Genomic DNA, 26860 nt, shown 5'->3' with positions numbered 1-26860 from the left:
CATGGCGAAGAAAGCACTGGTCAACAAGGCCAACAAGAAGCCGAAGTTCGCGGTGCGGGCGTACACCCGCTGCCAGCGCTGCGGCCGTCCGCACGCCGTCTTCCGCAAGTTCGGCCTGTGCCGGATCTGCCTGCGCGAGATGGCCCACGCCGGCGAACTGCCGGGCGTGCAGAAGTCCAGCTGGTAAGCCAGCCCAATCAACAAAGCAGTTGCGGAAGGCCCTGACATGCAGGGAACCGCCGCGAGAAAGGTGAACCGGCTGTCATGACCATGACGGATCCGATCGCAGACTTCTTGACACGTCTGCGCAACGCCAATTCGGCGTACCACGACGAGGTGGCGCTGCCGCACTCGAAGATCAAGGCCAACATCGCCGAGATCCTCAAGGCGGAGGGCTACATCTCCGACTACCGCACCGAGGACGCCCGGGTGGGCAAGTCCCTGGTGGTCCAGCTCAAGTACGGCCCGAGCCGCGAGCGCAGCATCGCGGGTCTGCGCCGGGTGTCCAAGCCCGGCCTGCGGGTGTACGCGAAATCCACCAATCTGCCCCGGGTGCTCGGCGGCCTGGGCGTGGCGATCATCTCCACGTCCTCGGGTCTGCTCACCGACCGTCAGGCAGCACGATCAGGCGTGGGCGGCGAAGTCCTCGCCTACGTCTGGTGAGGGGGAACGACAACCATGTCTCGTATTGGTAAGCAGCCGGTTCCGGTTCCCGCCGGAGTCGACGTGACGATCGACGGCCAGAACGTGTCGGTCAAGGGGCCCAAGGGCACCCTGTCGCTGGCCGTCGCCGAGCCCATCGCGGTCAACCGCGACGACGAGGGCGCCATCGTGGTGACCCGGCCCAACGACGAGCGCCGCAGCCGCTCGCTGCACGGGCTGTCGCGCACCCTGGTGGCGAACCTGGTCACCGGCGTGACCCAGGGTTACACCACGAAGATGGAGATCTACGGCGTCGGTTACCGCGTGGCGCTCAAGGGTGCGAATCTGGAGTTCGCGCTGGGCTACAGCCATCCCGTGGTCATCGAGCCGCCGGAAGGCATCACGTTCGCGGTCGAGACGCCCACCAAGTTCTCGATCTCGGGTATCGACAAGCAGAAGGTCGGTCAGATCTCGGCGATCATCCGCCGTCTGCGCCGCCCCGACCCGTACAAGGGCAAGGGTGTGCGCTACGAGGGTGAGCAGATCCGCCGCAAGGTCGGAAAGACAGGTAAGTAGCGATGACACAAGCAACGACGTCCGCGTACAAGCCGGTCGGGACGAACATCTCGCAGACGCGTCGGCGCGACCGCATCCGTCGGCACGCCCGGCTGCGCAAGAAGGTCGCCGGTACCGCCGAGCGGCCGCGCCTGGTGGTTCACCGCTCCTCGCGGCACATCCACGTGCAGCTGGTCGACGATCTGACCGGGACGACGGTTGCCGCCGCGTCCTCGATCGAGGCCGACGTGCGTGCTGTCGAGGGCGACAAGAAGGCGCACAGCGTGCGAGTCGGTCAGCTGATCGCCGAGCGCGCCAAGTCCGCCGGTATCGACGAGGTCGTGTTCGACCGCGGCGGGTACACCTATGGCGGCCGGATCGCCGCGCTGGCGGATGCCGCGCGCGAGGGCGGGCTGAAATTCTGATGACTGTTAACGAGAGGACTGCATGATGGCCGAGCAGGCTGGCGCCGCTCCGGCGCAGGACAATCGCGGCGGTCGCGGTGACCGTGACGGCCGGGGTCGACGTGACGACCGTGGCGGTCGCGGCGGCCGTGACGGCGGCGACAAGAGCAACTACCTGGAGCGGGTCGTCTCGATCAACCGCGTCTCCAAGGTGGTCAAGGGTGGCCGCCGCTTCAGCTTCACCGCGCTGGTGATCGTCGGCGACGGAAACGGCATGGTCGGCGTCGGTTACGGCAAGGCCAAGGAAGTTCCGGCCGCCATCGCCAAGGGCGTCGAGGAAGCTCGCAAGAACTTCTTCCGCGTGCCGCTGATCGGCGGAACCGTGACGCACCCGGTGCAGGGTGAGGCGGCCGCGGGTGTGGTCATGCTGCGCCCGGCCAGCCCGGGTACCGGTGTGATCGCCGGTGGCGCGTGCCGCGCGGTGCTGGAATGCGCCGGTGTGCACGACATTCTGGCCAAGTCGCTGGGCAGCGACAACGCGATCAACGTGGTGCACGCCACCGTCGCCGCGCTCAAGCTGCTGCAGCGTCCCGAAGAGGTGGCGGCCCGTCGTGGTCTGCCGGTGGAGGACGTCGCGCCGGCCAGCATGCTGAAGGCTCGCCGTGAAGCTGATGCGCTCGCCGCATCCGCTGCGCGTGAAGGGAATTCGTGATCATGGCGGAAGTGAAGATCACCCAGGTGCGGGGCGTCATCGGCGCCCGCTGGAAGCAGCGCGAGAGCCTGCGCACACTCGGTCTGCGGAAGATCCGCCAGTCGGTCGTGCGTGAGGACAATGCGCAGACCCGTGGACTCATCAAGACTGTGCATCACCTCGTCGAGGTTGAGGCGGTGGAGAGCTAATGACCATCAAACTGCATGACCTGAAGCCGGCTCCCGGTGAGAAGAAGGCCAAGACACGTGTCGGCCGTGGTGAGGGCTCGAAGGGTAAGACCTCGGGTCGCGGCACCAAGGGCACCAAGGCCCGCAAGAACGTCAACCCGATGTTCGAGGGTGGGCAGATGCCCATCCACATGCGGCTGCCGAAGCTCAAGGGTTTCCGTAACCGGTTCCGCACCGAGTACGAGGTCGTCAACGTCGGCGACATCAACCGGCTGTTCCCCAATGGCGGCCAGGTCGGCATCGACGAGCTCGTCGGTGCAGGCGCCGTTCGCAAGAACACCCTGGTGAAGGTGCTCGGCGACGGCAAGCTGACCGTGAACGTCAACGTGACGGCGCACAAGTTCAGCGGCAGCGCCCGCGAGAAGATCTCGGCGGCAGGTGGTTCGGTGACCGAACTGTCCTGACGTCAGGCCACCGGAAAACGGCCCCGCACGCTACGCGTGCGGGGCCGTTTTCCATGTCTGGGCGCCCGCGCTCCTGCGGAACGTCCGCCGCACGGTGAAACGGTCAAGCTGTTCGTCACTATTCGGGATCGTCGTCTTCCCGGTAGAGGTAGCGCTGGGGGTGGAAGTAGTTGTTGACGCGGGTTTGGCCGGTGTCGAGTTTGGGTGGGGGGAGCCATTCGGTTCGGCCGTGGTGGTGTCGGGTGGTCCAGTCGGTGTCTTCGATGGTGAGGTTGTCGGGTGTGCAGGCCAGGGTCATTTCGTTGATGTTGGTGTGGCCGCCTTTGGCGTAGTCGGTGGTGTGGTGGACTTCGGTGTCGAAGGCGGATTTGGTGCAGCTGGGTCGGGTGCAGCCTTTGTCGCGGGTGAACAGGGCGAGGCGTTGGGCGGTGGTGGCGCAGCGTTTGGCCCGGCCGAGGTAGAGCACTTCTTGGTGGTGGTGGTCGAAGACGGCGAGGTAGTGCCTGAACTACCCCAGGTTTTCTTCCTATGGTTGTGTGAGGGCCGGGACGGGCTGGCTCACATGGGGTGAGGTGCCGGTCAGGGCGGCCTCGTGTTCGTCTGGGGTCGTGTAGTCGAGATTCTCGTGCAGGCGTTCTTGGTTGTACCAGGCGACCCACTCGGCAGTTGCCAACTCGACGTCGGCGATGCTTCGCCACGGTCGGTTGGGGTGGATGAGCTCGGTTTTGTAGCTGGCGTTGACCGACTCGGCGAGGGCGTTGTCATAGCTGTCGCCGCGCGAGCCGACCGACGGGGCGATCCCGAGTTCGGCGAGCCGGTCGGTATAGGTCAGCGATAGGTACTGCGATCCGCGGTCGGAATGATGGACCAACTCGGATAGATCGCAGTTCGATTGCCACACAGCATGATTGAATGCTTGCAATGGGAGGTCTTGGGTGCGCATCGTCGCCGATACGGCCCATCCCTTGATCGCTTTGGTGCAGGCGTCGGTGACGAAGGCGGTGTAGCAATAGCCCTGCCAGGTCCGCACGTAGGTGATGTCGGCGACCCACAGCCGGTTCGGTGCGGCGGTGCCGAAGCGGCGGTTGACCAGGTCGGCGGGCCGCGGGGCAGCCGGATCGCTGACTGTGGTGAACACCGGTTTGCCGCGTTGGACACCGCGCAGGCCGGCCTTGCGCATCAACCTGCGCGTCTGCTCGCGTCCGAGGACCCAGCCGCGGCGTTTCATCGCCTGGTGCATCTTCTTGACGCCGTAGACCGAGTAGTTCTGACGGTGCACGGTGCGCAGGTCATCGATGAGCTGCTCGTCGCGCAGTTCCCGGTCTGACGGCGCCCGGGTGATCGCTGACCGGTACCCCCGTGAGGTCATGAACCCTGGGATAGCTGCCCGCAGAACCCGGCAGATGAGCTCGACCCCGAATTGATCCCGATGAGCATCGATGAAGGCGATCATTTCGTCCCGGGGCGGTCGAGCTCCGCTGCGAAAAACGCTGACGCGGACTTCAAGATCTCGTTGGCTCTGCGCAATTCGGATACCTCGCGCTTGAGCCGGCGGATCTCCTCATGCTCTGCGGTCGAGGTGCCAGGGCGCTCACCGGCATCGATCTGCGCCTTGCGCCGCCACCGCCGCACCGACTCCTCGGCCACCCCGAGTTTGCTCGCAACAGACCTAATCGCCTCGAACTCCGACACTTGCGAGTCCTCCAACGAGGCGTCCAACATGCGCATCGCACGCGCCCGGAACTCGGGCGGATACTGACGGGGCATAACTTCCAATCCTCCTATAAAGATCGGAAGGAAACCTGGGGTAGTTCACCCGGCTTTGAGGGCGTCGTGGTGGCGTTGCCCTTGGCTGCGGGTGTCGGGTAGTCCGGCCGGGTCGTGGGGCAGGTTGTGGCCCGGCTTGCCGTGTTTGGCCAGGACGACGTCGAGCAGGGCGGCGGTTTCGGGGTCGAGCAGTCCGTGGACGGGGGTCATGCCGTCGCGCTGTTGTCGACCGGTGGTGAGGTGGCGCTTGCGCTGGTGAAGGTGTTCGTCGGGTTCGTCGCCGTCGGGATCGAGCAGGGCGATGAGTCGCTGGGCGACGGCGCGGAGTTGGTCGGTGTCCAGGCCCGCCGCCTGGTGGGCCAGGGTGTGTTCGGCCAGGTCGCGGGTGGTGTCGTCGATCCAGGCGGGGAGCTTGTGCAGGGCTTTGCGAATTTCGGTGACGTGGCGGTCGCTGATGTCGCCACGGGCCAGGGCGGCTGCGGTCGCGGGCATGGCCGGTGGCAGGGCTTGTCCGGTGAATGATTGCCGCCGCCCGAGCTTTTCGGCGTCGTTGATGCGTTGGCCGGCCTGAGTGTCGGTCAGGTGCAATCGGGTGGCGATCACGGTGCGCAGCGAGCGTTCCCCGAATACCAGGGGGTCGGCGTCGATGGCGAAGGCGGCCAGCACGGTATGGCTCAGGGCGAGATCCTGGCGTTGTGCGCGTTCGACATGTTCGACCATCGCGAGGCGTTCGGTGGTGGTCAGGGTGTCGAAGGGGAAGGCGGCCAGTTCGGCGCGGGCGGCGTCCCACCGCTCGAGCGCCGACTGCAGATCTTCCCTGTCCATACTTCGAACACTAGTACGAACCACCGACAAAAACCTGTGCCGAAAGCTGCCTGTGGACAACTCTTTTCGAGTTTCTCGCCGAGTGTGCGCACAGGGCGAAGAGCCTCCAACGTGTCGCGTACAGACACGCACTCTTGACGAGGAGTCAGCGCAGCAGCGGAAGCACCTCGGCTGCAAGGAGTTCCATCTGCTCGCGGTCCTCGGCGACCGTCGCACCGACAGGATTGCACAGCACCATGTGGGCCCCGGCGTCGATGACCCCGCGCAACCCGTCGGCGACCTGTTCCGGCGTCCCGAACACCGGGACCTCCTCGATACCGGCCATGCCGCCGTAGATGCGGTGCAATCCGGCCAGCGCGCGCTCGCGGGCATGTTCGGCGTCATCGTCGACCGTCAGGTACACCCGCTTGCCGATCGTGAAATGCGCGCCGTCGCGGCCGTTCTCGTCGAGTTCACGGCGTAGCGTCCGCACCGCCGTCGCGAAACCCTCGGTCGTCGACGACCCCGCCCCGAGGAAGGCGTCGCCGTGCCGCGCCGCTCTTCTCAAGGCTGCAGGAGCGTTGGCGCCGAACCAGATCGGCGGATGCGGCCGCTGCACCGGCTTGGGCTGGATCGGCAAATCGTCCACCTGACGGAACCGGCCGCGGAAGGTCACCCGCGGTTGATCCGACCACGCCGCCTTCATCAACTCCAGGCCCTCGGTGAAGTATCCGATGAACGTTTCCGGCGCCACCCCGTAGGCGGCGAACTTCCGCGACCCGCCGCCCGGCGCCACCCCCAGGTCGAGACGGCCGTGGCTGAGCCGGTCGACCGCGGTGACGGCGGAGGCCAGTTGAAGTGGATCGTGCAGCGACGACACGATCACCCCGACGCCCAACCGCAGCGACGTCGTGCATGCCGCCGCGTAGGCGAGCAGTTCGAGCGGTGCGAGCAGCGGGGTCGGCCCGATCGGCTGCTCCAGCACCCAGCCGCCCTCGAAGCCGAGTTCCTCGGCTCGCGCGAGATAGCTCCGCACGCCGTCGGCGTCGAAAGCGTCCGTGTCCAGCTGGGGGATCGAGATGGCGAACCTCACGATCACACCGTACGGCGGCCGACCGGGCCGCCCGTCGCGCGTCGGTACGCTCGAATCATGTTCGCATTTCTGCCCGACATCCCCGGCACCGATGATCTGCGCGCCCTGGTGCGGCGGGTCGACACCGCCCGGCACAAGGGGGTTCCCGACGGCTGTGTGCTCGAACTCGACCTGATGAGCGCGCCCCCGGAGACCGCCGGGTTCGACCCGTTGGCCATGATCGCCAGCGGGGGGCGGCCACTCACTCTCCGTCAGGCGGTCGCCGCGATCCACCGGGCCGCCGAAGACGAGCGGGTGGCCGGTCTGATCGCGCGCGTGCAGATCCCGGCCGCAGCCGCGGCACCGGTGCAGGAGCTACGCGAGGCGATCGCCGCGTTCAGCGCCGTCAAGCCGTCCGTCGCCTGGGCCGAGACCTACCCCGGCACGCTGTCCTATTATCTGGCCTCGGCGTTCGGTGAGGTGTGGATGCAGCCGTCGGGCACCGTCGGGCTGGTCGGCTTCGCCACCAGCGCGCTGTTCCTGCGCGACGCCCTGGACAAGGCGGGGATCGAGGCACAATTCATCGCCCGCGGCGAGTACAAGTCGGCGGCCAACCTGTTCACCCAGGACCGTTACACCGAGCCCCACCGGGAAGCCGACAGTCGGCTCATCGAGAGCCTGCACCAGCAGGTGCTGGCCGCGGTCGCCGAATCCCGCGGGCTCGATTCGCAGACCATCGACGAACTCGCGAACAACGCGCCCCTGCTGCGTGACGCCGCCGTGGCGGGCCGCCTGATCGACCGGGTCGGCTTCCGCGACGAGGCCTACGCCCGCATCGGTGAACTCGTTGGCGCTGCGGGCGTTTCACCCGAAACCGGAAGCGCCGACAGCGCCGACGCCCCGGCTCGGTTGTACCTGTCCCGCTATGCCCGCGCCACCGCGGCCGGTCCGTCGGCGCCCAACCCGCTGCGCAAGAGCAAGCCGGCCATCGCGGTGGTCACGTTGCACGGCGCGATCGTCAGCGGTCGCGGCGGTCCTGGGCTCCCGCCGCTGAGCAGTTCCAGCGCCGGCGCGGACACCATCGCCGCGGCGCTGCGCGAGGCGGCCGCCGCCGACGACGTGTCGGCCATCGTGCTGCGGGTGGAGAGCCCCGGCGGCTCGGTCACCGGATCGGAGACGATCTGGCGTGAAGTGGTGCGGGCCCGGGAGTCCGGGACACCGGTGGTCGCCTCCATGGGTGCGGTCGCGGCGTCGGGCGGTTACTACGTGTCGATGGGTGCCGACGCCATCCTCGCCAACCCCGGCACCATCACCGGATCGATCGGTGTGGTGACCGGAAAGCTGGTCGCCCGCGAACTCAAGGACCGACTCGGGGTGGGATCGGATTCGGTGCGTACCAACGCCAATGCCGACGCCTGGTCGCCGAATGCGCCGTTCACCGACGAACAGCAGGCGCACGTCGAGGCCGAGGCCGACCTGTTCTATGCCGATTTCGTCCAGCGCGTCGCCGCGGGCCGCGGCCTGTCGGTCGACGAGGTGGAAGCGGTTGCGCGGGGCCGGGTCTGGACCGGTGCCGACGCCATGCAGCGCGGTCTGGTCGACGAACTCGGTGGGTTACGGGCTGCGCTGACCCGCGCAAAGATCACCGCGGGCCTCGACGCCGACGCCGAGGTCCGCATTGTGGGATATCCGACGTCGTCACTGCTCGACGTCCTGCGTCCGAAGGCGTCGTCGCAGCCGGTCGCCGCGTCTGTTCCCGATGCGGTCGGCGCGCTGCTCGGCCGGTCGGTGATCGGACTGATCGATCGGGCCGACCGGTCGCTGGGCGGTGCCACCGCGCTGTGGCTGGGGGAGTACCGCTTCTAGGGCCGCGGGCCGGCCAGTGTGGCGCTCACGTAGATGATTTCGCCCAACGGATCGTCCTCCTCGGGCACCTGCGGCAGCGGCACCTCGTGCCGGGCGAAGAGGTCCGGCCGGGGCAGCCCGCTGACCTCCCAACCCAGGGACGTCAGGTAGTCCAGGACGTTGTTGCGCTCACCGCGGTACACCAGTGACGGCATGTCCAGATCCAGACCGAGCTCGCGCATCTGCGCGGTGGACTCCCGCGCCTTGTCCGGATCCATGTTCTGCAAACCGGGGACATACTCGGTCGCGATGGTGCTGCCCGGCGCACTGAGCGCAGTGATGTTGTCGAACAACAAGTCCTGGGCCTGCGGGGGGAGATAGATCAGCAGGCCTTCGGCGCACCATGCGGTGGGGGCGGTGCTGTCGAAGCCCGCCGCACGCAGCGCGGCCGGCCAGTCCTCACGCAGGTCGACCGCGACCGTGCGGCGGTGCGCCGTCGGCTCCGCACCGAGCTCGGCCAACGTGCTGGTCTTGAACTCGATGACCGCCGGCTGGTCGATCTCGTAGACGACGGTGTCGGCGGGCCACGGCAACCGGTAGGCGCGCGCATCGAGCCCCGAGGCCAGGATCACGGCCTGGCGGATGCCGCCGCCGGTGGCGGTGACGAAGTACTCGTCGAAGAACCTTGTCCGCAAGGCCATCTCGTCGATCCGTGCCTGCATCGAGGTGCCGGACGGGGACGTCAGCGCCGTCATGTCGAATTCGCCGTCGACGAGTTTGGCGAAGAACTCGATGCCGACCGCCCGGACCAGCGGTGCGGCGAACGGGTCGTCGATCAACCCCCGCGGATCTCTGCTGGCGACCGCGCGGCCGGCCGCCACCAGGGTGGCGGTCGCGCCGACGCTCGATGCCAGGTCCCAGCTGTCGCCTTCGGTGCGCGCCATGAGATCCGACGCTACAGCGTCGCGCTGAGGTATCCCGACGAACCGAGCAGAGCGCGGAAGTCGTCGTCGGGCACCACGAATCCGTGGGCGGCGTAGGCGTCCTCGGTCGAGGTGATCGTCGTCTGCCAGCCGCGCTCGCGCAGATAGTCACCGGCCGGGTGACGGTCCCCGCTGTAGAACAGGTCGGCCAGGTCGATCTCCGAACCCAGCCGCTTCGAGCGCTCGGTCAGCCGCTGCGCCCAGTCCTCGGGTAGTTCGCGGGTGTCCATGTGTTCGGTGGCTAGGCGGCTGCCGGGTGCGGACAGCGCGGTGATGTTGTCGAGCAGCCGGTCCTGCGCCTCGGGCGGCAGGTAGATCAGCAGACCCTCGGCGATCCATGCGGTCGGCACGTCCGGGTCGAAGCCGTGCTCCCGCAGGGCGGCCGGCCAGTCATCGCGCAAGTCGATGCGCACTGTCCGGCGTTCGGCCGACGGGGCGGCCCCGAGCTCCTCGATCACCCGGGTCTTGAAGTCGATCACCTGCGGCTGGTCGATCTCGTAGACCGTGGTTCCGGACGGCCAGGGCAGCCGGTAGGCGCGGGTGTCCAGCCCGGAGGCCAGGATGACGGCCTGGCGGATGCCCGCGGCGGCGGCCGCGAGGAAGAAGCCGTCGAAGTAGCGGGTACGCACGGTGATCTGTTCGTTCATCGCCTGCGTCGTCATCGCCGGATCGGCCGCGGCATCGTCGAGGGCGGGCAGCTCGCCGTCGATGAGTTTGACGAAGGTGTCGATGCCGACCGCGCGGACCAGCGGATCGGCGAGCTTGTCGTCGAGCAGCGCGTTGGCACCGCGGGAGGCCAGCGCACGGGATGCGGCGACCGCGGTGGCGGTCGCGCCGACGCTGGAGGCCAGATCCCAGCTGTCGCCTTCGGTACGGGGCATGGCTCTTCCTAACTCTTGACGGCGGTCACGGCCAGCGAGTGGCGCAACGCCTCGACCAGCTCGCCGGTGGGGAACGAGCGGCCGTAGTGGGCGAACATGTCGGGTCTGCTGCGGGCGTCGACCGTCCAGCCGCGCTCGCGCAGGTAGTCGACGACGGGATTGCGTTCACCGTCGTAGAAGAGGTCGGCCATGTCGAGGTTCAGACCGTGGCGGCGCCACTCCTGGCTCATCCGCTGCGAGCTGGCGCCGATCCGCGCTCCGGCGTCGGGGTGGAATTCGGTGGCCAGCCGGCTGCCGGGCGCGGACAGCGCGGTGATGTTGTCGAACAGCCGGTCCTGGGCCTCCGGCGGGAGGTAGATGAGTAGGCCCTCGGCGATCCACGCGGTCGGCGCGCCGTCGTCGAAACCGTGTGTGCGCAGGGCGGCGGGCCAGTCGTCGCGCAGATCGACCGCGACCGTCCGCAGATCGGCCGCGGGGGAGGCGCCCAGTTCGGCGAGGGTGCGCGTCTTGAACTCGATCACGTCGGGCTGGTCGATTTCGAACACCACCGCACCCGACGGCCACGGCAACCGGTAGGCCCGGGCGTCCAGACCGGAGGCCAGGATGACCGCCTGCCGGACGCCGGCGGCGCCCGAGTCGGTAAAGAAGTCGTCGAAGAACCGGGTGCGCACCGCCATCACGTCGGTCATCACCTGCACCAGCACACTGTTGTCGGCTTCGAGGGTGATCTCGCCGTCGAGCATTTTGACGAAGTACTCCACGCCGACCGCACGGACCAGGGGCTCGGCGTACGGATCGTCGATCAGGGCGTCGGGCCCGCGGCTGGCCACGGCACGGGCCGCGGCGACCATCGTCGCGGTGGCGCCGACGCTCGAGGCCAGATCCCAGCTGTCCGCATCGCTGCGCGTCATCGCGCGTGCGCGTCCTTGAGTGCGGTGACGTAGCGGATGTCGGCGAACCCGGCGTCGTTCTCGGCGGACTTCAGGCCGTATTTCGCCAGCAGGTCGGCGCCGCCGATGCTGTCGGTGGCCCAGCCCTTGCCGGTCAGATACTCGGCCACCTCGGCCCGCTCGCCGGTGTAGACCAGCTCGGAGAAGTCCAGGTCGAAGCCGTGCCGGCGCCACTGTTCGGAGACCGCCTGCATGCGCGCCTTGATCTCGTCGTCGTCGACATCTTCGGGATGCACGACGCCCTCGGCGGCCACCCGGCTGCCCGGGGCGCTGTGCTCGGAGATCTGGTCGAGTAACCGGTCCTGCGCCTCCGGGGGCAGATAGCCGAACAGGCCCTCGGCGATCCAAGCGGTCGGGTGGGTCTCGTCGAAGCCGGCCTCCTTCAGCGCGGACATCCAGTCGTCGCGCAGATCCACCGCGACCGTGCGGCGGTCGACGGTCGGCTCGGCGCCCAGCTCGGCCAGCGTCTGGGTCTTGAAGGCGATGACATCGGGCTGGTCGATCTCGAAGACCACGGTGCCGGCCGGCCAGTCGAGGCGGTAGGCGCGCGCGTCCAGACCGGAGGCCAGGATCACGGCCTGGCGGACCCCCGCGTCGGTGGCCGCCGTGAAGAACTCGTCGAAGAAGCGGGTCCGCGCGGCCATCCCGTCGGCGAAGCGGCTCATGTTTCCGACGCCGCCGGTCTCGTCGGGATCCAGGTCCTCGAGCGCAAGCTCACCCGCGGCGAGGCGGGCGAAGAAGTCGACACCGACGGCGCGCACCAAGGGCTCGGCGAACGGATCGTCGATCACGGCATCGGGGGAGCGGGTGGCGACCGCCCGCGCGGCGGCGACCATGGTCGCCGTGGCTCCGACGCTGGACGCCAGATCCCATGTGTCGTTGTCGGTGCGTGCCATTGTCGACCCCTTGTCCCCTTGTCGCCGGACTGACCGGCTATTACTTAGCTGTACTCATCAGCTGTCGCCGACTCTACGCGTCGAATCTGAACGCGCGCTGTGTGCGCGCACCCCTGCCTCCTCGGATGCCTCCACGGATGCAGGGATGACGGCAGGCAACTGTTACTCTCGTAGACTGTTTGATGCGCGACTCGAGCAGGCGAGACGTCTGCCGTAGCGGCGCGCATGACTTGACCAAGACGCTGGGTCGCCCAGCCCCATTCGGCACGCCGCGCTCCAAGAGGTCGGCTGCGCAGGAGGAAGAGTGCTTTCGGCTTTCATCTCGTCGCTGCGAACGGCCGACCTCAGGCGCAAGATCCTGTTCACCCTGGGCGCCGTCATCCTCTATCGCATCGGCGCTCAGGTGCCGTCTCCGGGCGTCAACTATCCGAATGTTCAGGAGTGCATCGCCCAGGTCAGCGGGGGTGACTCGGGTCAGATCTACTCCCTGATCAACCTGTTCTCCGGTGGGGCGCTGCTGCAGTTGTCGGTCTTCGCGGTGGGCGTCATGCCCTACATCACCGCGAGCATCATCGTCCAGCTGCTGACCGTGGTGATTCCGCGCTTCGAACAGCTCCGCAAGGAGGGCCAGTCCGGCCAGGCGAAGATGACGCAGTACACGCGCTATCTCGCCGTCGCGCTGGCCGTCCTGCAGTCCACCAGCATCGTGGCCCTGGCGGCCAACGGCGGCCTGCTGCAGGGCTGCACGCTCGACATCATCGAAGACCAGTCGATCTTCGCCCTGGTGGTCATCGTCCTGGTGATGACCGCGGGTGCCTCGCTGGTCATGTGGCTGGGCGAGCTGGTCACCGAGCGCGGCATCGGTAACGGGATGTCGCTGCTGATCTTCGCCTCGATCGCTGCCGCGATCCCGGGTGAGGGCAAGTCCATCCTCGACAGTCGCGGTGGCCTGGTGTTCACCCTGGTCTGTGTCGCCGCCCTGATCATCATCATCGGCGTCGTCTTCGTCGAACAGGGGCAGCGCCGCATCCCGGTCCAGTACGCCAAGCGCATGGTGGGCCGCCGGATGTACGGCGGCACCTCGACGTACCTGCCGCTCAAGGTGAACCAGGCCGGCGTCATCCCGGTCATCTTCGCCTCGTCGCTTATCTACATCCCGCACCTGATCACCCAGCTGATCCAGTCCAACAGCAGCAACCCCGGCAACAGCTGGTGGGACCGCTTCGTGGCCAACTATCTGACCGACCCGAGCAGTCCGATCTACATCGCCATCTACTTCGGGCTGATCATCTTCTTCACGTACTTCTACGTGTCGATCACGTTCAACCCCGACGAGCGTGCCGACGAGATGAAGAAGTTCGGCGGATTCATCCCGGGCATCCGCCCCGGCCGGCCGACCGCGGACTACCTGCGCTACGTGCTGAGCCGCATCACGCTCCCGGGCTCGATCTACCTCGGTGTGATCGCCGTGTTGCCGAACCTGTTCCTGCAGATCGGCAACACCGGCACCGTCCAGAATCTGCCGTTCGGCGGCACCGCGGTGCTGATCATGATCGGCGTGGGTCTGGACACCGTGAAGCAGATCGAGAGCCAGCTGATGCAGCGCAACTACGAAGGCTTTTTGAAGTGAGAGGGTTCCTACGTTGAGAATCGTTCTGCTCGGACCGCCGGGGGCCGGCAAGGGCACGCAGGCCCAGAAGCTCGCCGACAAGCTGGGAGTCCCGCACATCTCGACCGGCGATCTGTTCCGCGACAACATCAGCAACGAGACCGAGCTCGGGGTCGAGGCCAAGAAGTACCTCGACGCCGGCGACCTCGTCCCCTCGACGCTCACCAATGCGCTCGTCGACGACCGGCTCGACCACGAGGACGCGCGCGCCGGGTTCATCCTCGACGGCTACCCCCGCTCGGTGGAGCAGGCCAAGGCGCTGACCGACATGCTCGCCGCGCGTAACGCCTCGCTCGACGCGGTGCTCGAATTCCGCGTCTCCGAGGACGAGCTGCTCAAACGACTCAAGAGTCGCGGCCGCGCCGACGACACCGATGACGTCATCCTCAACCGGATGAAGGTCTACCGGGACGAGACCGCCCCGCTGCTCGACCACTACCGCGACGAACTCAAGACCGTCGACGCCGTCGGGTCGATGGACGAGGTGTTCGCCAGGGCCCTGCAGGCACTCGGTAAGTGACCGGTACGACGTGGTGAGACTGCGCAACCGCAAGGTCGTCGAGCAGCGCACCCCCGGTGAGCTGGACGCGATGGCCGCCGCGGGCGCCCTGGTCGCCGCGGCACTTCGGGCCGTCCGGGCCGCCGCCGCCCCGGGAGTCACCACCAAAGATCTCGACGACATCGCCGAAGCGGTGATCCGCGACGGCGGTGGCACGCCGTCGTTCCTGGGCTACCACGGCTTCCCGGCCAACATCTGCTCCTCGGTCAACGACCGGGTGGTACACGGCATCCCCGCGGCCGACGAGGCACTGTCAGCCGGCGACCTGGTCTCGATCGACTGTGGCGCGATCCTCGACGACTGGCACGGCGACTCGGCGGTGACCTTCGGTGTCGGCCCGCTGATCGACGCCGACGCCAACCTGTCCGCGGCCACTCGCGAGGCCATGGAGGCCGGTATCGCCGCGATGGTGCCGGGTAACCGCCTGACCGACGTCTCGCACGCCATCGAGGCCGAGACCCGCGCCGCCGAGCAGCGCTACGACCGCGCCTTCGGCATCGTCGCCGGTTACGGCGGACACGGTATCGGCCGCGAAATGCATCTGGACCCGTTCCTGCCCAACGAAGGCGCCCCCGGCCGCGGGCCCGGGCTGGCGCCCGGGTCGGTGCTGGCCATCGAGCCGATGCTGACCCTGGGCACCACGAAGACCATCGTGCTCGCCGACGAGTGGACCGTCGTCACCGCCGACGGTTCCCGCGCCGCGCACTGGGAGCACACCGTCGCCGTGACCGAGGACGGCCCGCGGATTCTGACGCTCTAGCGTCGCCTGCGTCACACGTGTCGCCCGATCGCATTATCGATGCCGTGTGGACGGGTACCCGACTGTCATGACTAAGCGGTACCTCGAACTCCACGGCGATCGCGTCGCCTACGAGGACAGCGGCGACGGCGACGAGGTGTTGCTGCTGATCCACGGCATGGCCGGCAGCTCGCACACTTGGCGCAATGTGATCCCGCCGCTGTCGAAGCGCTATCGCGTAATCGCCCCTGACCTGCTCGGTCACGGCGATTCGGACAAACCCCGCAGCGACTATTCGCTGGGCGCGTTCGCGGTGTGGCTGCGCGATCTGCTCGACGGGGTGGGCGTGCGGCGCTGCACGGTGGTCGGTCAATCGCTCGGCGGCGGGGTGGCGATGCAGTTCGTCTATCAGCATCCCGACTACTGCACCCGGCTGGTGCTCATCGACAGCGGTGGTCTGGGACCCGATGTCGGTTGGACCCTGCGGTTGCTCTCCGCGCCGGGCGCCGAACTGCTGCTGCCGGTGATCGCACCGCCTCCTGTGGTGGCGGCGGGTAACCGGCTTCGCGGATGGTTCTCGACGGCCGGACTCCAGTCCCCACGTGGGGCGGAGATGTGGAGTGCCTACAGCTCGCTCAGTGACGCCGCGACGCGCCGGGCGTTCATCCGCACCCTGCGCTCGGTGGTCGACCACCGGGGCCAGTCGGTGAGTGCGCTGAACCGGCTGCACATGACCTCGGAGCTGCCCACGATGGTGATCTGGGGCGACCACGACAAGATCATCCCGGTCGACCACGGCTATGCGGTGGCCAAGCTCCGCCCGGCCACGCGGCTCGAGGTGCTGCAGGGCGTCGGGCATTTTCCGCATGTCGAGCGGCCCTATGACGTCGTCGAACTGCTCGAGGATTTCATCGCCACCACCGCCCCGTTCGACAGTGCGGCGGCACGCGCGGCGCAAGGTCGAGCCGTCGAGGACACCGCCGGTGGTATGAAAGTCCGGTGAGTACCGGGCCCGACCGCCGCGACCCGATCGCGCTGGCCCGGGCGAACTGGGAGGCCGCGGGCTGGGGTGCGGCCGCCGGCGGCATGGTGGCCGTCACCTCCGTGATGCGGGCCCACCAGATCCTGCTCGCCCGGGTCGAGAACGCGCTGCGGCCCTACGACCTGAGCTTCTCGCGCTACGAGCTGCTGCGGCTGCTGGCGTTCAGCCGCACCGGCGCGCTACCCATCACGAAGGCATCCGACCGGCTGCAGGTGCACGTCACCAGCGTCACGCATGCGATTCGGCGGCTCGAGGCGGCCGGGCTGGTCGAACGCGTCCCACACCCCACCGACGGCCGCACCACGCTGGTCCGGATCACCGAGCTGGGCCGCTCGACCGTCGAGGACGCCACGGTCACCCTCAATGACAAGGTGTTCGCCGACATCGGGATGTCCGCCGACGAGTCGCAGGCGCTGACCACGTCGATCGAGACGCTGCGCCGCCACGCCGGCGACTTCTGAGGTGTCAGGGCACCGGGATCTCGTCGCGGTGCTCGGCGAGCCAGTCCCGGAACGACTGCAGGCGCGGATTGAGTTCGCGGACCCGATCCAGCTGCCGAGCTGCGGTGAACTCGGCCGCGTATTCGGCATAGAACTGGAACATGTTGCCCATCTCGACCGCGGACGGGAAGCCTTGCGCGCGGAACTCGTCGACCGTGGCCGGCCGGTAGGCCACCGGCCGGTCCAGCGCGTCGGCCAGGGCTGCGGCGTACTGATCGCCGGTGAGGATGTCGCCGGCGATGCTGACGGTCCGGCCCACCAGGTCCGCACCGCGGGCGAACACCCCCAGCGCCGTCCGGCCGATGTCCTCGACGGCGATACCCGCCAGTGGACGGTCGCCCATCGGCAGTGTCAGCACGAGTCCGCCGTCTTCTCCCGGCACCGGCGGGAACGAGCTCGCAAAGCCCTCGAAGAACAGCGTGGTGCGCAGATAGGTCGTGGGCAGACCGGCGAAGTAGGCGTCCGCCTCCGCCTTGGCGTCGAAATGCGGCACCTTGTAGCCCTCCACGTCGGGGACCGCGGCGTCGTCGGCGAACCGGCCACGGGTGTCCTCCAGCGTCGACCAGACGACGTGCCGGGCACCGGCACGTTCCAGGGCGCGCGCCGCGGCCGCGGCCTGGGCCAGTTCCCGGGCCGCTCGGGAGCGTTCGGCCTCCTGCTCGGGCGTCAGCGGTGCCCAGTAGTTGGTGACGACGAAGGCGCCGTGCACGCCGGCGAAGGCGCTCGCCAGGCTCGCCTCGTCCTCGAGATCGGCGGCCACCACCTCGGCGCCCGCACCGGTGAGCGCCTGGGCTTTCGCCGACGACGGGTCGCGGGTGAGGGCCCGGACGGCGAAGGTGCCGTCTTCGAGCAGCGCGCGGACCACCCCACCGCCCTGCGAACCGGTGGCGCCGACGACCGCGATGGTCCTTTTGTCCGTCATGTCCAACCTCCTAGTTGATACGTCAACCTGACTCGACCCTAGGCCGGCTGGGTTGACGTGTCAACCCAGCCGCTATCCTCGGATCATGACGGATGCCCGGTGGCTGACCGACGACGAACAGCGGGCCTGGCGCGCCTACATCGCCATGCAACAGCTTCTCGGGCGCCATCTGCACCAACACATGCAACGGGAGTTCGAGATCTCCGACTCCGACTTCGAGATCCTGGTGACACTGTCCGAAGCCGCCGACGCGCGGATGCGTCCGGTCGAACTCGGCGACGCCACCCAGTGGGAGAAGAGCCGCCTGTCCCACCATCTGAGCCGGATGGCCGCACGTGGACTGGTCCGTCGGGAACCGGGCGACGGACGCTATCCGGTGATCGCGCTGACCGACGCGGGCCGCGCCGCGCTGGCCGCCTGCGCCCCGGCGAACGCCGCGCGGGTCCGCGAGCTGTTCATCGACGTGGTCGGGCCCGACCGGCTCGAGGTGCTACGCGGTATCGCCGAGGACGTGGTCGCGGCCGTCGAGAACCACCGCCGTACCGACTGCTCGCTGGCCTGAGGTCATACCGCCCCGGCTGCGGGCAGCGGAATGGTCGCTGTCACCGCCGTCCCCGCCCCCGGCCGCGACCGGATGTTGAGCCGGCCGCCGACGATCTCGGCGCGTTCGGCCATGGACAGCAACCCGTACCCACCCATCTCGTCGGCGCCCAGGGGATGTTCGAAGGTGTCGAAGCCGACGCCGTCGTCGACGATCTCCAATCGCGCAGTGTCGTCCTCGACGCTGAATGTCAGCCCGGCGGTCCGGGCCCGGGCGTGTTTGACGACGTTCTGCAGGCATTCCTGCGCGATGCGGTAGAGCGCCAGCTCGATGTGGTCGGGCAGCCGCACCTCGGCCAGATCCACCTCGAGTTCGATCTCGGGGATCGTGCGGGCCAGGCTGGCCAACCCGCCCGCCAGACCGAGATCGTCGAGCACCGGCGGGCGCAGGCCGCTGATCGCCGCGCGCGCCTCGGCCAGCGTCAGATCGGCGAGTTCCCGGGCCTTGGCCAGCTGCTCGGCCACGGCGTCCGGGTCGGCGATCGCGCGGGCGGCCGCGTCGAGCCGGTAGGACAGCGTGACCAGCCGCTGCGAGATCCCGTCGTGGATGTCACCGGCCAGTCGCCGGCGCTCGATTTCCTGGGCCTCGATGACCTGCTCGACGAAGTTCTCGTGCGCACGCTCGCGGGCCACCAGCTGGCGGTGCAGCCGGGCCTGGTGCAGTGCGCCGGCGATCAGTCGGCCGATCACCAGCAACAGTTCGACGTCGCGGGCGGTGAACTCGCGGCGCGCCACGGTGTGCACGTTGAGCACGCCGACCAGTCCGCCCGGGTCGGTCTCCATCGGCACCGACACCATCGAGGTGAAATCGCGTCCGCGCAGCGACTGGAACGGCAGGTAACGCGGATCGGACTCCTTGTCGTCGGCGATCACCACCGGTTCGCGGTGGTTGGCCACCCAGCCGGAGATGCCCTGGCCCAGCGGCAGACGGATCTTGCCGACCTCGCTGTCGAACGGCGGAGTCGCCCCGGTCAGCGTCAACGACCGGTCCGAATCGTCGAGCACGTGGACGAAGCAGACATCGGTGGCGGTGGCGTCGGTGATCATCCTGGCGGCCGCGGCGGCGAGCGGTTCCACACCCGGTCCACTGGACGCCGCTTGAATGAGCTCGCGCAGCAGCGCCAGTTCGCGGTCGGCGGTCAGCACGGTGCGGTGGGCAGGAGCGGAGCGACCCGGGGGATCGTCGACGTTGGTCACTGGTAGATCCCCTCTCGCAACGCGGTGGCGACGGCGCCGGCGCGGTCACCGACCCCGAGTTTGCGGTAGATCGCCCGCAGGTGGGTTTTGACCGTCTCCTCACCGATCACCAACTTGTTCGCGATGCCGCGGTTGGACAAGCCATTGACCACGAAGGAGAGGATTTCGCTCTCGCGCTGAGTGAGGCCCTGCCGGGCGCCCGGCCAGAACTCGGCACGTTGCAGCCGCGCCGCGGTGTCGACGGCCCGGGCCGCCATCTTCGGATCGATCGCCATCTCCCCGCTGTGGGCGAATTCGATCTGACGCACCAGCTCGTCACTGCTGATGCTCTTGAGCAGATAGCCCGAGGCGCCCACCCGCAGGGCCTGGAAGAGGTACTGCTCGTCGTCGTACACCGACAGCATGACGACCTTCTGTTCGGGGTCACGGCGGCGCAGCTCCAGGCACAGGTCGAGGCCGCTGGAGCCCTGCATGCGCACATCGCACAGCACGATGTCGGGCCGCAGGGATTCGACCACGCCGAGCGCTCGTTCGGCGCCGACCGCCTGGCCGACCACCGCCACCCGGTCGTCGAACGTCGAGAGCATGGCTTTGAGACCCTCGATGACCATCTCGTGGTCATCGACCAGGACGATCCGGACGGGTGAACCGGTCGTGGGCGATCCCGCTTCGGTTCTCGCCGGTCCCATGCGCAACACCTTATGGCCGGGACCCGAGCGGGTAGCTCAACTTCGCCGCGCCAATCCCCCGTAGGGGGGAGGACGCCCGGGTGTGACGTGCGCCACCCTGATCAGGTGACCACGACAGAGCAGAGAACATGGTGTGCCGGCCGGTTCTGGTGGGGCCCTGCCGAGCGAAGCGCCAGCCCGGTCCGCGCGGTCGTCTTCGATCTCGAGGCGCTGGCCGATCTGGACAGTGCTGCCCACCGGGTGGTCTTCAACGCCGCCTTTGCGGCCCACGGCCTGCCAATCGAGTGGTCGGTGGACCGGTACCGTCAGCTGCTAGGGCTGCGCGACGAACGCCAACGCGTGCTGGCCGAACTGCGCAAACACTGTGTCGGCCCGGAATGCGATGTGCTGACCGAACTGCTCGCCGACGAGGTGTGTGACACCAAGGCGATGATGTTCGACGAGATGGTGCTCGAGGTCGGCCTGTCACCGCGTCCCGGCCTCATCGACCTGGTGAACGACGCCTTCGCCGCCGACGTGCCGGTCGCCGTGGTGACGTCCGGGCGCCGCAGCTGGGCTGAACCGTTGATCCGGCAGCTGGTGGGCGAGGGGCTCGTGGAGTGCGTCGTCACCGCCGACGACGTCCTGGCCCCCGGTGCGGATCCCTATCGCCAGGCGCTCAGCGAGTTGGGGGTGTGGCCCCAGCATGCGGTCGCCGTCACCGGCTCGGTGCGTGGCCTGCGGCTGGCGGCGGCGGCGGAGCTGCCGGCCGTGCTGGTCGGCGACGCGCCGTGCGCAGCCAGGGACGCGTCGGCCGCGATGGCGGCACTGCCCGATTACGCGGGCGCGGCGCCGCTGCGGATCGCCTCGTTCGGCCGGATGCACGAGCGCTGGCTCGCCACCCACGCGAACTCGGCGGCATGAGGTAGAACGTCCCGGCCCAGCGGAGGGGGCGGGTCGGTGGTCGAGGGGTCGCCGACCGCCCCCCGCCGGCGGTGTGGCTGTCGTCGTCGGAACCGCGGCAGTTCAGCCGCGCAGCATCTCGATGACCGCGCTGAAATCCTTATCGTTGTGCTCGGCGCCGAAGCGCGCATAGATCTCGGCGGCGTGGCTACCCAGCGGTGCTTCGGAGCCGGTGGACTGCACCGCGTCCATCGCCAGTCCGAGGTCCTTGTTCATCAGCGCCGTCGCGAATCCCGGTGTGAAGCCGTTGTTGGCCGGTGACGCCGGAACCGGTCCCGGCACAGGGCAATTCGTGTGCACGGCCCAGCAGTTGCCGGTGGCCCCGGTGAGCACGTCGAACAGCGACTGGGCTGACAGGCCGAGCTTCTCCGCCAGCACGAACGCCTCGCCGACCGCGATCTGTTGCACGGCGAGCACCATGTTGTTGCACAGCTTCGCGGCCTGCCCGGTGCCCGATCCGCCGCAGTGCACCACCTTCGCGGCCATCGGGTCGAGCACCGGGCGGGCGCGTTGCACCGCCGCCTCGTCGCCGCCGACCATGAAGGCCAGCGTGCCTGCCGTCGCCCCTTTCACCCCGCCGGACACCGGCGCGTCGATCTGCGCGAAGCCGCCGGCGGTGGCCTGGGCGTTGATCTCCCGGGCATCGGCCACCGAGATGGTCGAGGTGTCGATGAACAGTGCGCCGCCCGCGGCGGCCGGCAGTGCCTCGGCGTAGGCGGACTTCACGATGTCTCCGTTGGGCAGTGAGGTGATGACCACCTCGGCTCCGCCGACCGCCTCGGCGCCGGCACCGAACACGGTGACGCCCTTGGCCTTGGCGGCATCGGCGAGGGCGGGTATCGGGTCGAAGCCTCGCACGGTGTGCCCGGCGGAGACCAGATTGGCCGCCATCGGGCCGCCCATGTTGCCCAGGCCCAGGAAAGCGATGGTCGTCATGTCTGTCTCCCGTCTAGGACGCGCGGGCGCGGCCCGCGGCCGCCCGCCCGATCACCACGCGCATGATCTCGTTGGTGCCCTCCAGGATTCGGTGCACCCGTAGATCGCGCACGATCTTCTCGATTCCGTACTCCCGCAGGTAGCCGTAGCCGCCGTGCAGCTGCAGCGCCTGATCGGCCACCCCGAAGCATGCGTCGGTGACGTAGCGTTTCGCCATCGCGCACAGTTCGACCTTGTCGGGATGGTCGGCGTCCAGCGCGGCGGCCGCGCGCCACAGCAGCGTGCGCGAGCTCTGCAGCGCGGTGGCCATGTCGGCGAGGGTGAACCGGATGGTCGGCTCGTCGAGCAGGGCCGAGCCGAACGCCTGCCGGTCGGCCAGGTATCCCGCGGCCTTGTCGTAGGCGGCCTGCGCGCCGCCGAGCGAACATGCCGCGATGTTGATGCGACCGCCGTTGAGGCCGTTCATCGCGATACCGAAGCCCTTGCCCAGCCCGGTTTCGCCGCCGAGCAGATTCCCCGCCGGGATGCGGGCGGCGTCGAAGATCACCTGTGCGGTGGGCTGCGCATTCCAGCCCATCTTCTCCTCGTCGGCGCCGAAACTCAGCCCCGGCGTGTCCTTTTCGACCACGAACGCCGAGATGCCGCGGGGACCGGGCGCTGTGTCGGGGTCGCCGGTGCGGGCCATCACGACGTAGACGTCGGAACTGCCGGCCCCGGAGATGAACTGCTTGACCCCGTCCAGAACGTAGTGGTCGCCGTCCCGGACCGCGCGGGTACGCAGCGCGCTCGCGTCCGACCCGGCGCCAGGCTCGGTCAGACAGTAGCTCGCGATCGATTCCATCGACGCCAGCCGCGGCACCCAGGTTTCCCGTTGTTCGGCAGAACCGTAGACGTCGACCATCCACGCGCACATGTTGTGGATGGACAGGAACGCGGCGACCGTCGGATCGGCGGCGGCCAGCATCTCGAAGATGCGCACGGCGTCGATGCGGCGCAGACCGCTGCCGCCGACGTCCTCCCGGCAGTAGACGGCGGCCATCCCGAGTTCGGCGGCCTCACGCAGCACGTCGGTGGGGAAGTGGTGCGTGCGATCCCACTCCAGGGCATTCGGCGCCAACCGCTTGGCGGCGAACGCCTCCGCCGTCTCGGCGATCACCCGCTCGTCGTCGTCGAGACCGAAGAAGTCCACGTGCTCGCTCAGTTCATCGTCGGGATGACGAACTCCGCGCCGTCCTTGATGCCCGACGGCCAGCGCTGCGTGACGGTCTTGGTCTTGGTGTAGAACAGGATCGAATGCGGGCCGTGCTGGTTGAGGTCGCCGAAGCCGGACCGCTTCCAGCCGCCGAAGGTGTGGTAGGACACCGGCACCGGGATGGGGACGTTCACGCCGACCATGCCGACCTGTACGCGGGCGACGAAGTCGCGTGCGGTGTCGCCGTCGCGGGTGAAGATCGCCACGCCGTTGCCGTATTCGTGCTCGGTGGGCAGCCGCAAGGCCTCTTCGTAGGTGTTGGCGCGCACGATGCACAGCACCGGCCCGAAGATTTCATCGCGGTAGATCGACATGTCCGGGGTGACGTGGTCGAACAGGGTGGGGCCGATGAAGTAGCCGGCTTCGAGGCTGTCGTCGCCGAACTGCAGCTCATCGCTGGTGCGTTCGCGACCGTCGACCACCGCTTCCGCGCCGGCCTCGACTCCCTGGTTGATGTAATGCCGGACCCGGTGCAGCGCGGCCTCGGTGACCAGCGGGCCGTAGTCGGCCTTGGGATCGAGGCTGTGCCCGACCCGCAGCTGATTGACGCGCTCCACCAAGCGATTACGGAGGCGGTTGGCGGTCTCTTCGCCGACGGGCACGGCGACACTGATCGCCATGCAGCGCTCGCCGGCGCTGCCGTAGCCGGCGCCGATCAGGGCGTCCACGGCCTGGTCGAGATCGGCGTCGGGCATCACGATCATGTGATTCTTCGCGCCGCCGAAACACTGCGCGCGCTTACCGTTGGCCGCGGCGCCCGCGTAGATGTACTGCGCGATGTCGGAGCTGCCGACGAACCCGACGGCCTGGATGTCGGGGTGCTCGAGGATGGCATCGACAGCTTCCTTGTCGCCGTGCACCACCTGGAACACCCCCGGTGGCAGGCCGGCCTCGAGGAAGAGTTCGGCCAACCGCACCGGAACCGACGGGTCGCGTTCGGAAGGCTTGAGCACGAAGGCGTTACCACACGCGAGCGCGGGGCCCGCCTTCCAGAGCGGGATCATCGCCGGGAAGTTGAACGGGGTGATGCCGGCGACGACGCCGAGTGGCTGGCGCATCGAGTACACGTCGATGCCGGTGCCCGCGCCCTCGGTGTACTCACCCTTGATCAGGTGCGGGATGCCGATCGCGAATTCGATGACCTCGATGCCGCGCTGGATGTCGCCTTTGGAGTCGGGGACGGTCTTGCCGTGTTCCATGCTGAGCAGTTCGGCCAATTCCTCGACGTTCTGGTTGACCAGCTCGATGAACCGCATCATGACCCGGGCGCGACGCTGGGGGTTCCATGCGGCCCACTCCTTCTGGGCCTCGACGGCGCCCGCGACCGCGGCATCGACATCGGCGCGTGAGCCCAGGGGCACCTGCGCCTGAACGGCACCGGTGCTCGGATTCAACACGTCCGCGGTCCGAGAGGACTCGCCGTTGCTGCGCTTGCCGTTGATGAAGTGCTGGATCTGCCTGGTCATGAGACCCCCTTGTCAGAGATACTAGGAGATCCTAGTAAGTGTGGGTGGGCGTTGACAAGAGAACCAGCACGCCGGAATTCGTCTTCGGGTGCCCGCTGTTGCACCGTGCGGACGTGCTGGTGAGGCGGAGGTACGACATTGACGAGCCCGAACATCGGGGTGCACGCCGACGACGTCGACCTGGTGATCAACACCCACATCCACTACGACCACGTGGGCTGGAACACCCGGCGTGGGAGTCTCACTGCCCGCGCGCGGCGTAACGCGCTTCGACCTCGTCTTTGATCGGACCCCACCACCACTCGTTGTCGCGATACCAGGCCACGGTGGCGCGGAGGCCCTCCTCGAAATCCCGGTGCTCCGGCTGCCAGTGCAGCTCGTTGGACAGCGCGGTCGGATCGATGGCGTAGCGCAGGTCGTGGCCCGCCCGGTCGGCCACCTGGTCGAAGTCGTCGGGATCGCGGCCCATGATCTGCAGCAGCGTCCGCAGTACCGACCGGTTGTCGCGCTCACCTTCGGCGCCGATCAGGTAGGTGCGGCCGATCCGGCCGTCGGCCAGGATGCGTTGCACCGCGCTGTTGTGGTCCTCGACGTGGATCCAGTCACGCACATTGGCGCCCGCGCCGTAGAGCTTGGGACGCCGGCCGGTCAAGATGTTGGTGATCTGGCGGGGGATGAACTTCTCGACGTGCTGGTACGGGCCGTAGTTGTTCGAGCAGTTGGAGATCGTCGCGCGCACGCCGAACGAGCGCACCCACGCCCGGACCAGCAGATCGGCGGCGGCTTTGGTCGACGAATACGGACTCGACGGGTTGTACGGCGTCGCCTCGGTGAAGCGGACGGTCGCGTCGAGTGCGAGATCGCCGTACACCTCGTCGGTGGACACATGGTGCATCCGCACCCCGTGCCGGCGCACCGCCTCCAGGACCGAGTAGGTGCCGATCACATTGCTGCGCAGGAACGGCTCCGGATCGGCCAGCCCGTTGTCGACGTGGGTCTCGGCCGCGAAGTGCACGACCGCGTCGCAGCGGGCGACCAGTTCGTCGACCAGGACGGTATCGGTGATGTCGCCTTCGACCAGCCGGACGGCGTCGGCCACCGGGTCCAGCGACGCGCGGCTGCCGGCATAGGTCAACGCGTCGAGCACCGTCACCGAGTCGTACGTCCCGGCGCGTACACAGCGGTGCACGAAGTTCGCGCCGATGAACCCGGCGCCGCCGGTGACCAGCAACCGCATGGCACGACCTTATCGGGCGTACCCGGATGGCCCGTGCGCCCAGATCGACGAAATGGTGGCCGCCACTCGCACTTGCGCGCCCATCTGTTCGTTTGGGCGCAGAAGGGGCTCAGCCTTTCAGGCCGAGGGGGCCCGCGAGTTCAGTCAGCGTCGGGATCAAACGGTCCGGGCCGCCGAGCACCTGGATCGCGACGTGGTCGGCGCCGCGCTCGTGGTGTTCGCCGAGGCGGGCCGCGATGGATTCCGCCGACCCGTGCGCCACCACCGCATCGATCAACTTGTCGCTGCCGGGCTTGGTGACGTCGTCGTCGGTGAAGCCCAGGCGCTTCCAGTTGTTCACGTAATTGCTCAGGTCGAGGTAGAAGTCGACGGTCTGACGGCCGATCTTGCGGGCCTCGTCCGCGTCGGAGCTCAGGACGACCTTGTGCTCGGGAGCCAAGAACACCGTCGGGCCGACGAGGTTACGCGCCTGACCGGTGTGCTCAGGGGTGGTCAGGTAGGGGTGCGCGCCCGCGCTGCGTTGCGCCGAGAGCTTGAGCACCTTCGGTCCCAGCGCGGCGATGACCAGCCGGCTGGTGGGAACCTTGGCCGCATCGAGCTTGTCGAGATACTCGACGAGAACGTCATAAGGCTTGCGGTACTCCTCGGTGTGCTCGGGATGGCCGATGCCCACACCCAGCAGGAACCGGCTGGGAAACCGGTCCTCGATGCGATGGTAGGACTCGGCGACCTCCTCGGCCGGCGAGGCCCACACGTTGACGATGCCGGTCGCCACCTGAAGGTTCTCGGTCTGCTCGAGGATCGGCTCGACGAAAGCCAGATCCGCGGCGGGGGAGCCGCCCACCCACAGCGCCCCGTAGCCGAGCTCTTCGATCTTCGCGGCCTGCTCGGGTTCCGGCGCGCCGGCGGTCCACACGCCGTAGCGGCCCAGTCCTGGCTTGAGGGAAACCCCTTCGGTCATGTCTGTC

The 26860-nt window shown here is 68.3% G+C and carries 32 protein-coding genes and 1 other annotated feature; of the genes, 16 read left to right on the top strand and 16 right to left on the bottom strand.

Features of this window, described 5'->3' with window-relative positions; translation table 11 throughout:
• The first annotated feature begins 1 nt into the window (after position 1).
• From ACN27E_RS12450 to rplO, 7 genes are all read left to right on the top strand, one after another.
• Complete coding sequence (locus tag ACN27E_RS12450; protein ID WP_066836739.1) at positions 2-187, top strand: type Z 30S ribosomal protein S14; 186 nt, start codon at positions 2-4, stop codon at positions 185-187.
• A 77-nt stretch (positions 188-264) separates the two neighbouring features.
• Positions 265-663, top strand: a complete 399-nt coding sequence (gene rpsH, locus ACN27E_RS12445) for a 30S ribosomal protein S8 (protein ID WP_059096564.1) — start codon at positions 265-267, stop codon at positions 661-663.
• Positions 664-678: 15 nt separating this feature from the next.
• Positions 679-1218 carry a 50S ribosomal protein L6 gene (gene rplF / locus ACN27E_RS12440; protein ID WP_422749446.1) on the top strand — a complete coding sequence of 180 codons (540 nt, stop codon included), beginning with the start codon at positions 679-681 and terminating at the stop codon, positions 1216-1218.
• A gap of 2 nt (positions 1219-1220) precedes the next feature.
• On the top strand, positions 1221-1622 hold the full coding sequence (gene rplR / locus ACN27E_RS12435; protein WP_422749445.1) for a 50S ribosomal protein L18: 402 nt from the start codon (positions 1221-1223) through the stop codon (positions 1620-1622).
• Positions 1623-1647: 25 nt separating this feature from the next.
• Positions 1648-2313 carry a 30S ribosomal protein S5 gene (gene rpsE / locus ACN27E_RS12430; RefSeq protein ID WP_422749443.1) on the top strand — a complete coding sequence of 222 codons (666 nt, stop codon included), beginning with the start codon at positions 1648-1650 and terminating at the stop codon, positions 2311-2313.
• A gap of 2 nt (positions 2314-2315) precedes the next feature.
• A complete protein-coding gene (gene rpmD / locus ACN27E_RS12425; RefSeq protein ID WP_422749442.1) occupies positions 2316-2501 on the top strand; it encodes a 50S ribosomal protein L30 in 186 nt (61 codons plus the stop codon).
• Complete coding sequence (rplO, locus tag ACN27E_RS12420) at positions 2501-2944, top strand: 50S ribosomal protein L15 (RefSeq protein ID WP_422749441.1); 444 nt, start codon at positions 2501-2503, stop codon at positions 2942-2944. The genes rpmD and rplO overlap by 1 nt, the downstream gene beginning before the upstream one ends.
• Before the next feature lie 118 nt (positions 2945-3062).
• Here rplO and ACN27E_RS12415 read toward each other — a convergent pair whose 3' ends face one another.
• The 4 genes from ACN27E_RS12415 to ACN27E_RS12400 form a co-directional block, all read right to left on the bottom strand.
• Positions 3063-3410, bottom strand: coding sequence for an HNH endonuclease signature motif containing protein (locus ACN27E_RS12415; RefSeq protein ID WP_422749439.1), 348 nt, complete (start codon positions 3408-3410; stop codon positions 3063-3065).
• 60 nt (positions 3411-3470) lie between these two features.
• Positions 3471-4711 (bottom strand): IS3 family transposase gene (locus ACN27E_RS12410; RefSeq protein ID WP_422746150.1). Its coding sequence is split into 2 segments (ribosomal slippage): positions 3471-4426 and positions 4426-4711, totalling 1242 coding nucleotides; the frame shifts between segments, so codons are not numbered across the junction.
• Positions 4320-4436 (bottom strand) — a sequence feature (AL1L pseudoknot). (Overlaps the previous gene by 117 nt.)
• A gap of 45 nt (positions 4712-4756) precedes the next feature.
• Positions 4757-5536 (bottom strand): DUF222 domain-containing protein, encoded by a 780-nt coding sequence (locus tag ACN27E_RS12405; protein WP_422749437.1) that lies wholly within the window; start codon positions 5534-5536, stop codon positions 4757-4759.
• A 145-nt stretch (positions 5537-5681) separates the two neighbouring features.
• Positions 5682-6608 (bottom strand): LLM class flavin-dependent oxidoreductase, encoded by a 927-nt coding sequence (locus ACN27E_RS12400; RefSeq protein WP_422749435.1) that lies wholly within the window; start codon positions 6606-6608, stop codon positions 5682-5684.
• Between the two features lie 57 nt (positions 6609-6665).
• On the opposite strand from ACN27E_RS12400, the gene sppA reads away from it, so the two are divergent.
• The gene (sppA, locus tag ACN27E_RS12395; protein ID WP_422749434.1) at positions 6666-8453 is read left to right on the top strand and encodes a signal peptide peptidase SppA; all 1788 of its coding nucleotides are present in this window, start codon (positions 6666-6668) and stop codon (positions 8451-8453) included.
• On the opposite strand, the gene ACN27E_RS12390 is transcribed toward sppA, so the two are convergent.
• From ACN27E_RS12390 to ACN27E_RS12375, 4 genes are read right to left on the bottom strand one after another with little or no spacing between them, the layout of a single operon-like run.
• Entirely contained in the window at positions 8450-9376 is a 927-nt protein-coding gene (locus ACN27E_RS12390; protein ID WP_422749432.1) for a class I SAM-dependent methyltransferase, read from the bottom strand. The genes sppA and ACN27E_RS12390 overlap by 4 nt on opposite strands.
• 11 nt (positions 9377-9387) lie before the next feature.
• On the bottom strand, positions 9388-10296 hold the full coding sequence (locus ACN27E_RS12385; RefSeq protein WP_422749430.1) for an SAM-dependent methyltransferase: 909 nt from the start codon (positions 10294-10296) through the stop codon (positions 9388-9390).
• A gap of 8 nt (positions 10297-10304) precedes the next feature.
• On the bottom strand, positions 10305-11207 hold the full coding sequence (locus ACN27E_RS12380) for a class I SAM-dependent methyltransferase (protein ID WP_422749429.1): 903 nt from the start codon (positions 11205-11207) through the stop codon (positions 10305-10307).
• Complete coding sequence (locus ACN27E_RS12375; protein WP_422749427.1) at positions 11204-12142, bottom strand: class I SAM-dependent methyltransferase; 939 nt, start codon at positions 12140-12142, stop codon at positions 11204-11206. The genes ACN27E_RS12380 and ACN27E_RS12375 overlap by 4 nt, the downstream gene beginning before the upstream one ends.
• Positions 12143-12446: 304 nt before the next feature.
• On the opposite strand from ACN27E_RS12375, the gene secY reads away from it, so the two are divergent.
• The 5 genes from secY to ACN27E_RS12350 all read left to right on the top strand — a co-directional run bounded on the left by secY (position 12447) and on the right by ACN27E_RS12350 (position 16612).
• A complete protein-coding gene (gene secY / locus ACN27E_RS12370) occupies positions 12447-13772 on the top strand; it encodes a preprotein translocase subunit SecY (RefSeq protein ID WP_422749425.1) in 1326 nt (441 codons plus the stop codon).
• A 13-nt stretch (positions 13773-13785) separates the two neighbouring features.
• Positions 13786-14331, top strand: coding sequence for an adenylate kinase (locus ACN27E_RS12365; protein ID WP_422749423.1), 546 nt, complete (start codon positions 13786-13788; stop codon positions 14329-14331).
• A 10-nt stretch (positions 14332-14341) separates the two neighbouring features.
• A complete protein-coding gene (map, locus tag ACN27E_RS12360) occupies positions 14342-15130 on the top strand; it encodes a type I methionyl aminopeptidase (RefSeq protein WP_422749421.1) in 789 nt (262 codons plus the stop codon).
• A gap of 67 nt (positions 15131-15197) precedes the next feature.
• The gene (locus tag ACN27E_RS12355) at positions 15198-16112 is read left to right on the top strand and encodes an alpha/beta fold hydrolase (RefSeq protein WP_422749420.1); all 915 of its coding nucleotides are present in this window, start codon (positions 15198-15200) and stop codon (positions 16110-16112) included.
• On the top strand, positions 16109-16612 hold the full coding sequence (locus ACN27E_RS12350) for a MarR family winged helix-turn-helix transcriptional regulator (RefSeq protein WP_422749419.1): 504 nt from the start codon (positions 16109-16111) through the stop codon (positions 16610-16612). The genes ACN27E_RS12355 and ACN27E_RS12350 overlap by 4 nt, the downstream gene beginning before the upstream one ends.
• Positions 16613-16616: 4 nt before the next feature.
• Here the strand turns inward: ACN27E_RS12350 and ACN27E_RS12345 are convergent, their stop codons facing one another.
• Positions 16617-17573 carry an NmrA/HSCARG family protein gene (locus ACN27E_RS12345; RefSeq protein ID WP_422749417.1) on the bottom strand — a complete coding sequence of 319 codons (957 nt, stop codon included), beginning with the start codon at positions 17571-17573 and terminating at the stop codon, positions 16617-16619.
• Between the two features lie 85 nt (positions 17574-17658).
• On the opposite strand from ACN27E_RS12345, the gene ACN27E_RS12340 reads away from it, so the two are divergent.
• The gene (locus ACN27E_RS12340; RefSeq protein WP_422749416.1) at positions 17659-18135 is read left to right on the top strand and encodes a MarR family winged helix-turn-helix transcriptional regulator; all 477 of its coding nucleotides are present in this window, start codon (positions 17659-17661) and stop codon (positions 18133-18135) included.
• A 2-nt stretch (positions 18136-18137) separates the two neighbouring features.
• On the opposite strand, the gene ACN27E_RS12335 is transcribed toward ACN27E_RS12340, so the two are convergent.
• Together ACN27E_RS12335 and ACN27E_RS12330 are read right to left on the bottom strand one after the other, a co-directional pair.
• Positions 18138-19370 (bottom strand): GAF domain-containing protein, encoded by a 1233-nt coding sequence (locus ACN27E_RS12335; protein ID WP_422749414.1) that lies wholly within the window; start codon positions 19368-19370, stop codon positions 18138-18140.
• A complete protein-coding gene (locus ACN27E_RS12330) occupies positions 19367-20059 on the bottom strand; it encodes a response regulator (protein ID WP_422749413.1) in 693 nt (230 codons plus the stop codon). Before ACN27E_RS12330 ends, ACN27E_RS12335 begins: the two co-directional genes overlap by 4 nt.
• Before the next feature lie 105 nt (positions 20060-20164).
• Between ACN27E_RS12330 and ACN27E_RS12325 the strand changes: the two genes are divergently transcribed.
• Positions 20165-20962 carry an HAD family hydrolase gene (locus ACN27E_RS12325; RefSeq protein WP_422749411.1) on the top strand — a complete coding sequence of 266 codons (798 nt, stop codon included), beginning with the start codon at positions 20165-20167 and terminating at the stop codon, positions 20960-20962.
• A 102-nt stretch (positions 20963-21064) separates the two neighbouring features.
• Here ACN27E_RS12325 and mmsB read toward each other — a convergent pair whose 3' ends face one another.
• From mmsB to ACN27E_RS12310, 3 genes are read right to left on the bottom strand one after another with little or no spacing between them, the layout of a single operon-like run.
• The gene (mmsB, locus tag ACN27E_RS12320; protein WP_422749410.1) at positions 21065-21937 is read right to left on the bottom strand and encodes a 3-hydroxyisobutyrate dehydrogenase; all 873 of its coding nucleotides are present in this window, start codon (positions 21935-21937) and stop codon (positions 21065-21067) included.
• A 13-nt stretch (positions 21938-21950) separates the two neighbouring features.
• Positions 21951-23126 (bottom strand): acyl-CoA dehydrogenase family protein, encoded by a 1176-nt coding sequence (locus tag ACN27E_RS12315; RefSeq protein ID WP_422749409.1) that lies wholly within the window; start codon positions 23124-23126, stop codon positions 21951-21953.
• Between the two features lie 8 nt (positions 23127-23134).
• A complete protein-coding gene (locus ACN27E_RS12310; protein ID WP_422749407.1) occupies positions 23135-24655 on the bottom strand; it encodes a CoA-acylating methylmalonate-semialdehyde dehydrogenase in 1521 nt (506 codons plus the stop codon).
• A 159-nt stretch (positions 24656-24814) separates the two neighbouring features.
• On the opposite strand from ACN27E_RS12310, the gene ACN27E_RS12305 reads away from it, so the two are divergent.
• Positions 24815-24940, top strand: coding sequence for an MBL fold metallo-hydrolase (locus tag ACN27E_RS12305; RefSeq protein ID WP_422749845.1), 126 nt, complete (start codon positions 24815-24817; stop codon positions 24938-24940).
• Here the strand turns inward: ACN27E_RS12305 and rfbB are convergent.
• Both rfbB and ACN27E_RS12295 read right to left on the bottom strand, forming a co-directional pair.
• Entirely contained in the window at positions 24897-25892 is a 996-nt protein-coding gene (gene rfbB, locus ACN27E_RS12300) for a dTDP-glucose 4,6-dehydratase (protein WP_422749405.1), read from the bottom strand. The genes ACN27E_RS12305 and rfbB overlap by 44 nt on opposite strands.
• A 109-nt stretch (positions 25893-26001) precedes the next feature.
• Entirely contained in the window at positions 26002-26853 is an 852-nt protein-coding gene (locus ACN27E_RS12295) for an LLM class F420-dependent oxidoreductase (protein ID WP_422749403.1), read from the bottom strand.
• Between the last annotated feature and the right edge of the window lie 7 nt (positions 26854-26860).

This window comes from Mycobacterium sp. WMMD1722, assembly GCF_049315205.1.
Taxonomy (GTDB): domain Bacteria; phylum Actinomycetota; class Actinomycetes; order Mycobacteriales; family Mycobacteriaceae; genus Mycobacterium.
The sequence above is the reverse complement of the archived record's forward strand: the minus strand, read 5'-3'. Positions and strand labels throughout refer to the sequence as shown.

Bases quoted from the DNA above. Each gene is read 5' to 3' on its own strand.
- rplR (WP_422749445.1), top strand. From the start codon at position 1,221: ATGACACAAGCAACGACGTCCGCGTACAAGCCGGTCGGGACGAACATC.
- ACN27E_RS12310 (WP_422749407.1), bottom strand. From the start codon at position 24,655: ATGACCAGGCAGATCCAGCACTTCATCAACGGCAAGCGCAGCAACGGC.
- rplF (WP_422749446.1), top strand. From the start codon at position 679: ATGTCTCGTATTGGTAAGCAGCCGGTTCCGGTTCCCGCCGGAGTCGAC.
- rfbB (WP_422749405.1), bottom strand. From the start codon at position 25,892: ATGCGGTTGCTGGTCACCGGCGGCGCCGGGTTCATCGGCGCGAACTTC.
- ACN27E_RS12390 (WP_422749432.1), bottom strand. From the start codon at position 9,376: ATGGCGCGCACCGAAGGCGACAGCTGGGACCTGGCATCGAGCGTCGGC.
- ACN27E_RS12375 (WP_422749427.1), bottom strand. From the start codon at position 12,142: ATGGCACGCACCGACAACGACACATGGGATCTGGCGTCCAGCGTCGGA.
- sppA (WP_422749434.1), top strand. From the start codon at position 6,666: ATGTTCGCATTTCTGCCCGACATCCCCGGCACCGATGATCTGCGCGCC.
- ACN27E_RS12295 (WP_422749403.1), bottom strand. From the start codon at position 26,853: ATGACCGAAGGGGTTTCCCTCAAGCCAGGACTGGGCCGCTACGGCGTG.
- rpmD (WP_422749442.1), top strand. From the start codon at position 2,316: ATGGCGGAAGTGAAGATCACCCAGGTGCGGGGCGTCATCGGCGCCCGC.
- ACN27E_RS12450 (WP_066836739.1), top strand. From the start codon at position 2: ATGGCGAAGAAAGCACTGGTCAACAAGGCCAACAAGAAGCCGAAGTTC.
- ACN27E_RS12355 (WP_422749420.1), top strand. From the start codon at position 15,198: ATGACTAAGCGGTACCTCGAACTCCACGGCGATCGCGTCGCCTACGAG.
- rpsH (WP_059096564.1), top strand. From the start codon at position 265: ATGACCATGACGGATCCGATCGCAGACTTCTTGACACGTCTGCGCAAC.
- ACN27E_RS12340 (WP_422749416.1), top strand. From the start codon at position 17,659: ATGACGGATGCCCGGTGGCTGACCGACGACGAACAGCGGGCCTGGCGC.
- ACN27E_RS12380 (WP_422749429.1), bottom strand. From the start codon at position 11,207: ATGACGCGCAGCGATGCGGACAGCTGGGATCTGGCCTCGAGCGTCGGC.
- mmsB (WP_422749410.1), bottom strand. From the start codon at position 21,937: ATGACGACCATCGCTTTCCTGGGCCTGGGCAACATGGGCGGCCCGATG.
- ACN27E_RS12405 (WP_422749437.1), bottom strand. From the start codon at position 5,536: ATGGACAGGGAAGATCTGCAGTCGGCGCTCGAGCGGTGGGACGCCGCC.
- ACN27E_RS12330 (WP_422749413.1), bottom strand. From the start codon at position 20,059: ATGGGACCGGCGAGAACCGAAGCGGGATCGCCCACGACCGGTTCACCC.
- rplO (WP_422749441.1), top strand. From the start codon at position 2,501: ATGACCATCAAACTGCATGACCTGAAGCCGGCTCCCGGTGAGAAGAAG.
- ACN27E_RS12345 (WP_422749417.1), bottom strand. From the start codon at position 17,573: ATGACGGACAAAAGGACCATCGCGGTCGTCGGCGCCACCGGTTCGCAG.
- rpsE (WP_422749443.1), top strand. From the start codon at position 1,648: ATGGCCGAGCAGGCTGGCGCCGCTCCGGCGCAGGACAATCGCGGCGGT.
- ACN27E_RS12385 (WP_422749430.1), bottom strand. From the start codon at position 10,296: ATGCCCCGTACCGAAGGCGACAGCTGGGATCTGGCCTCCAGCGTCGGC.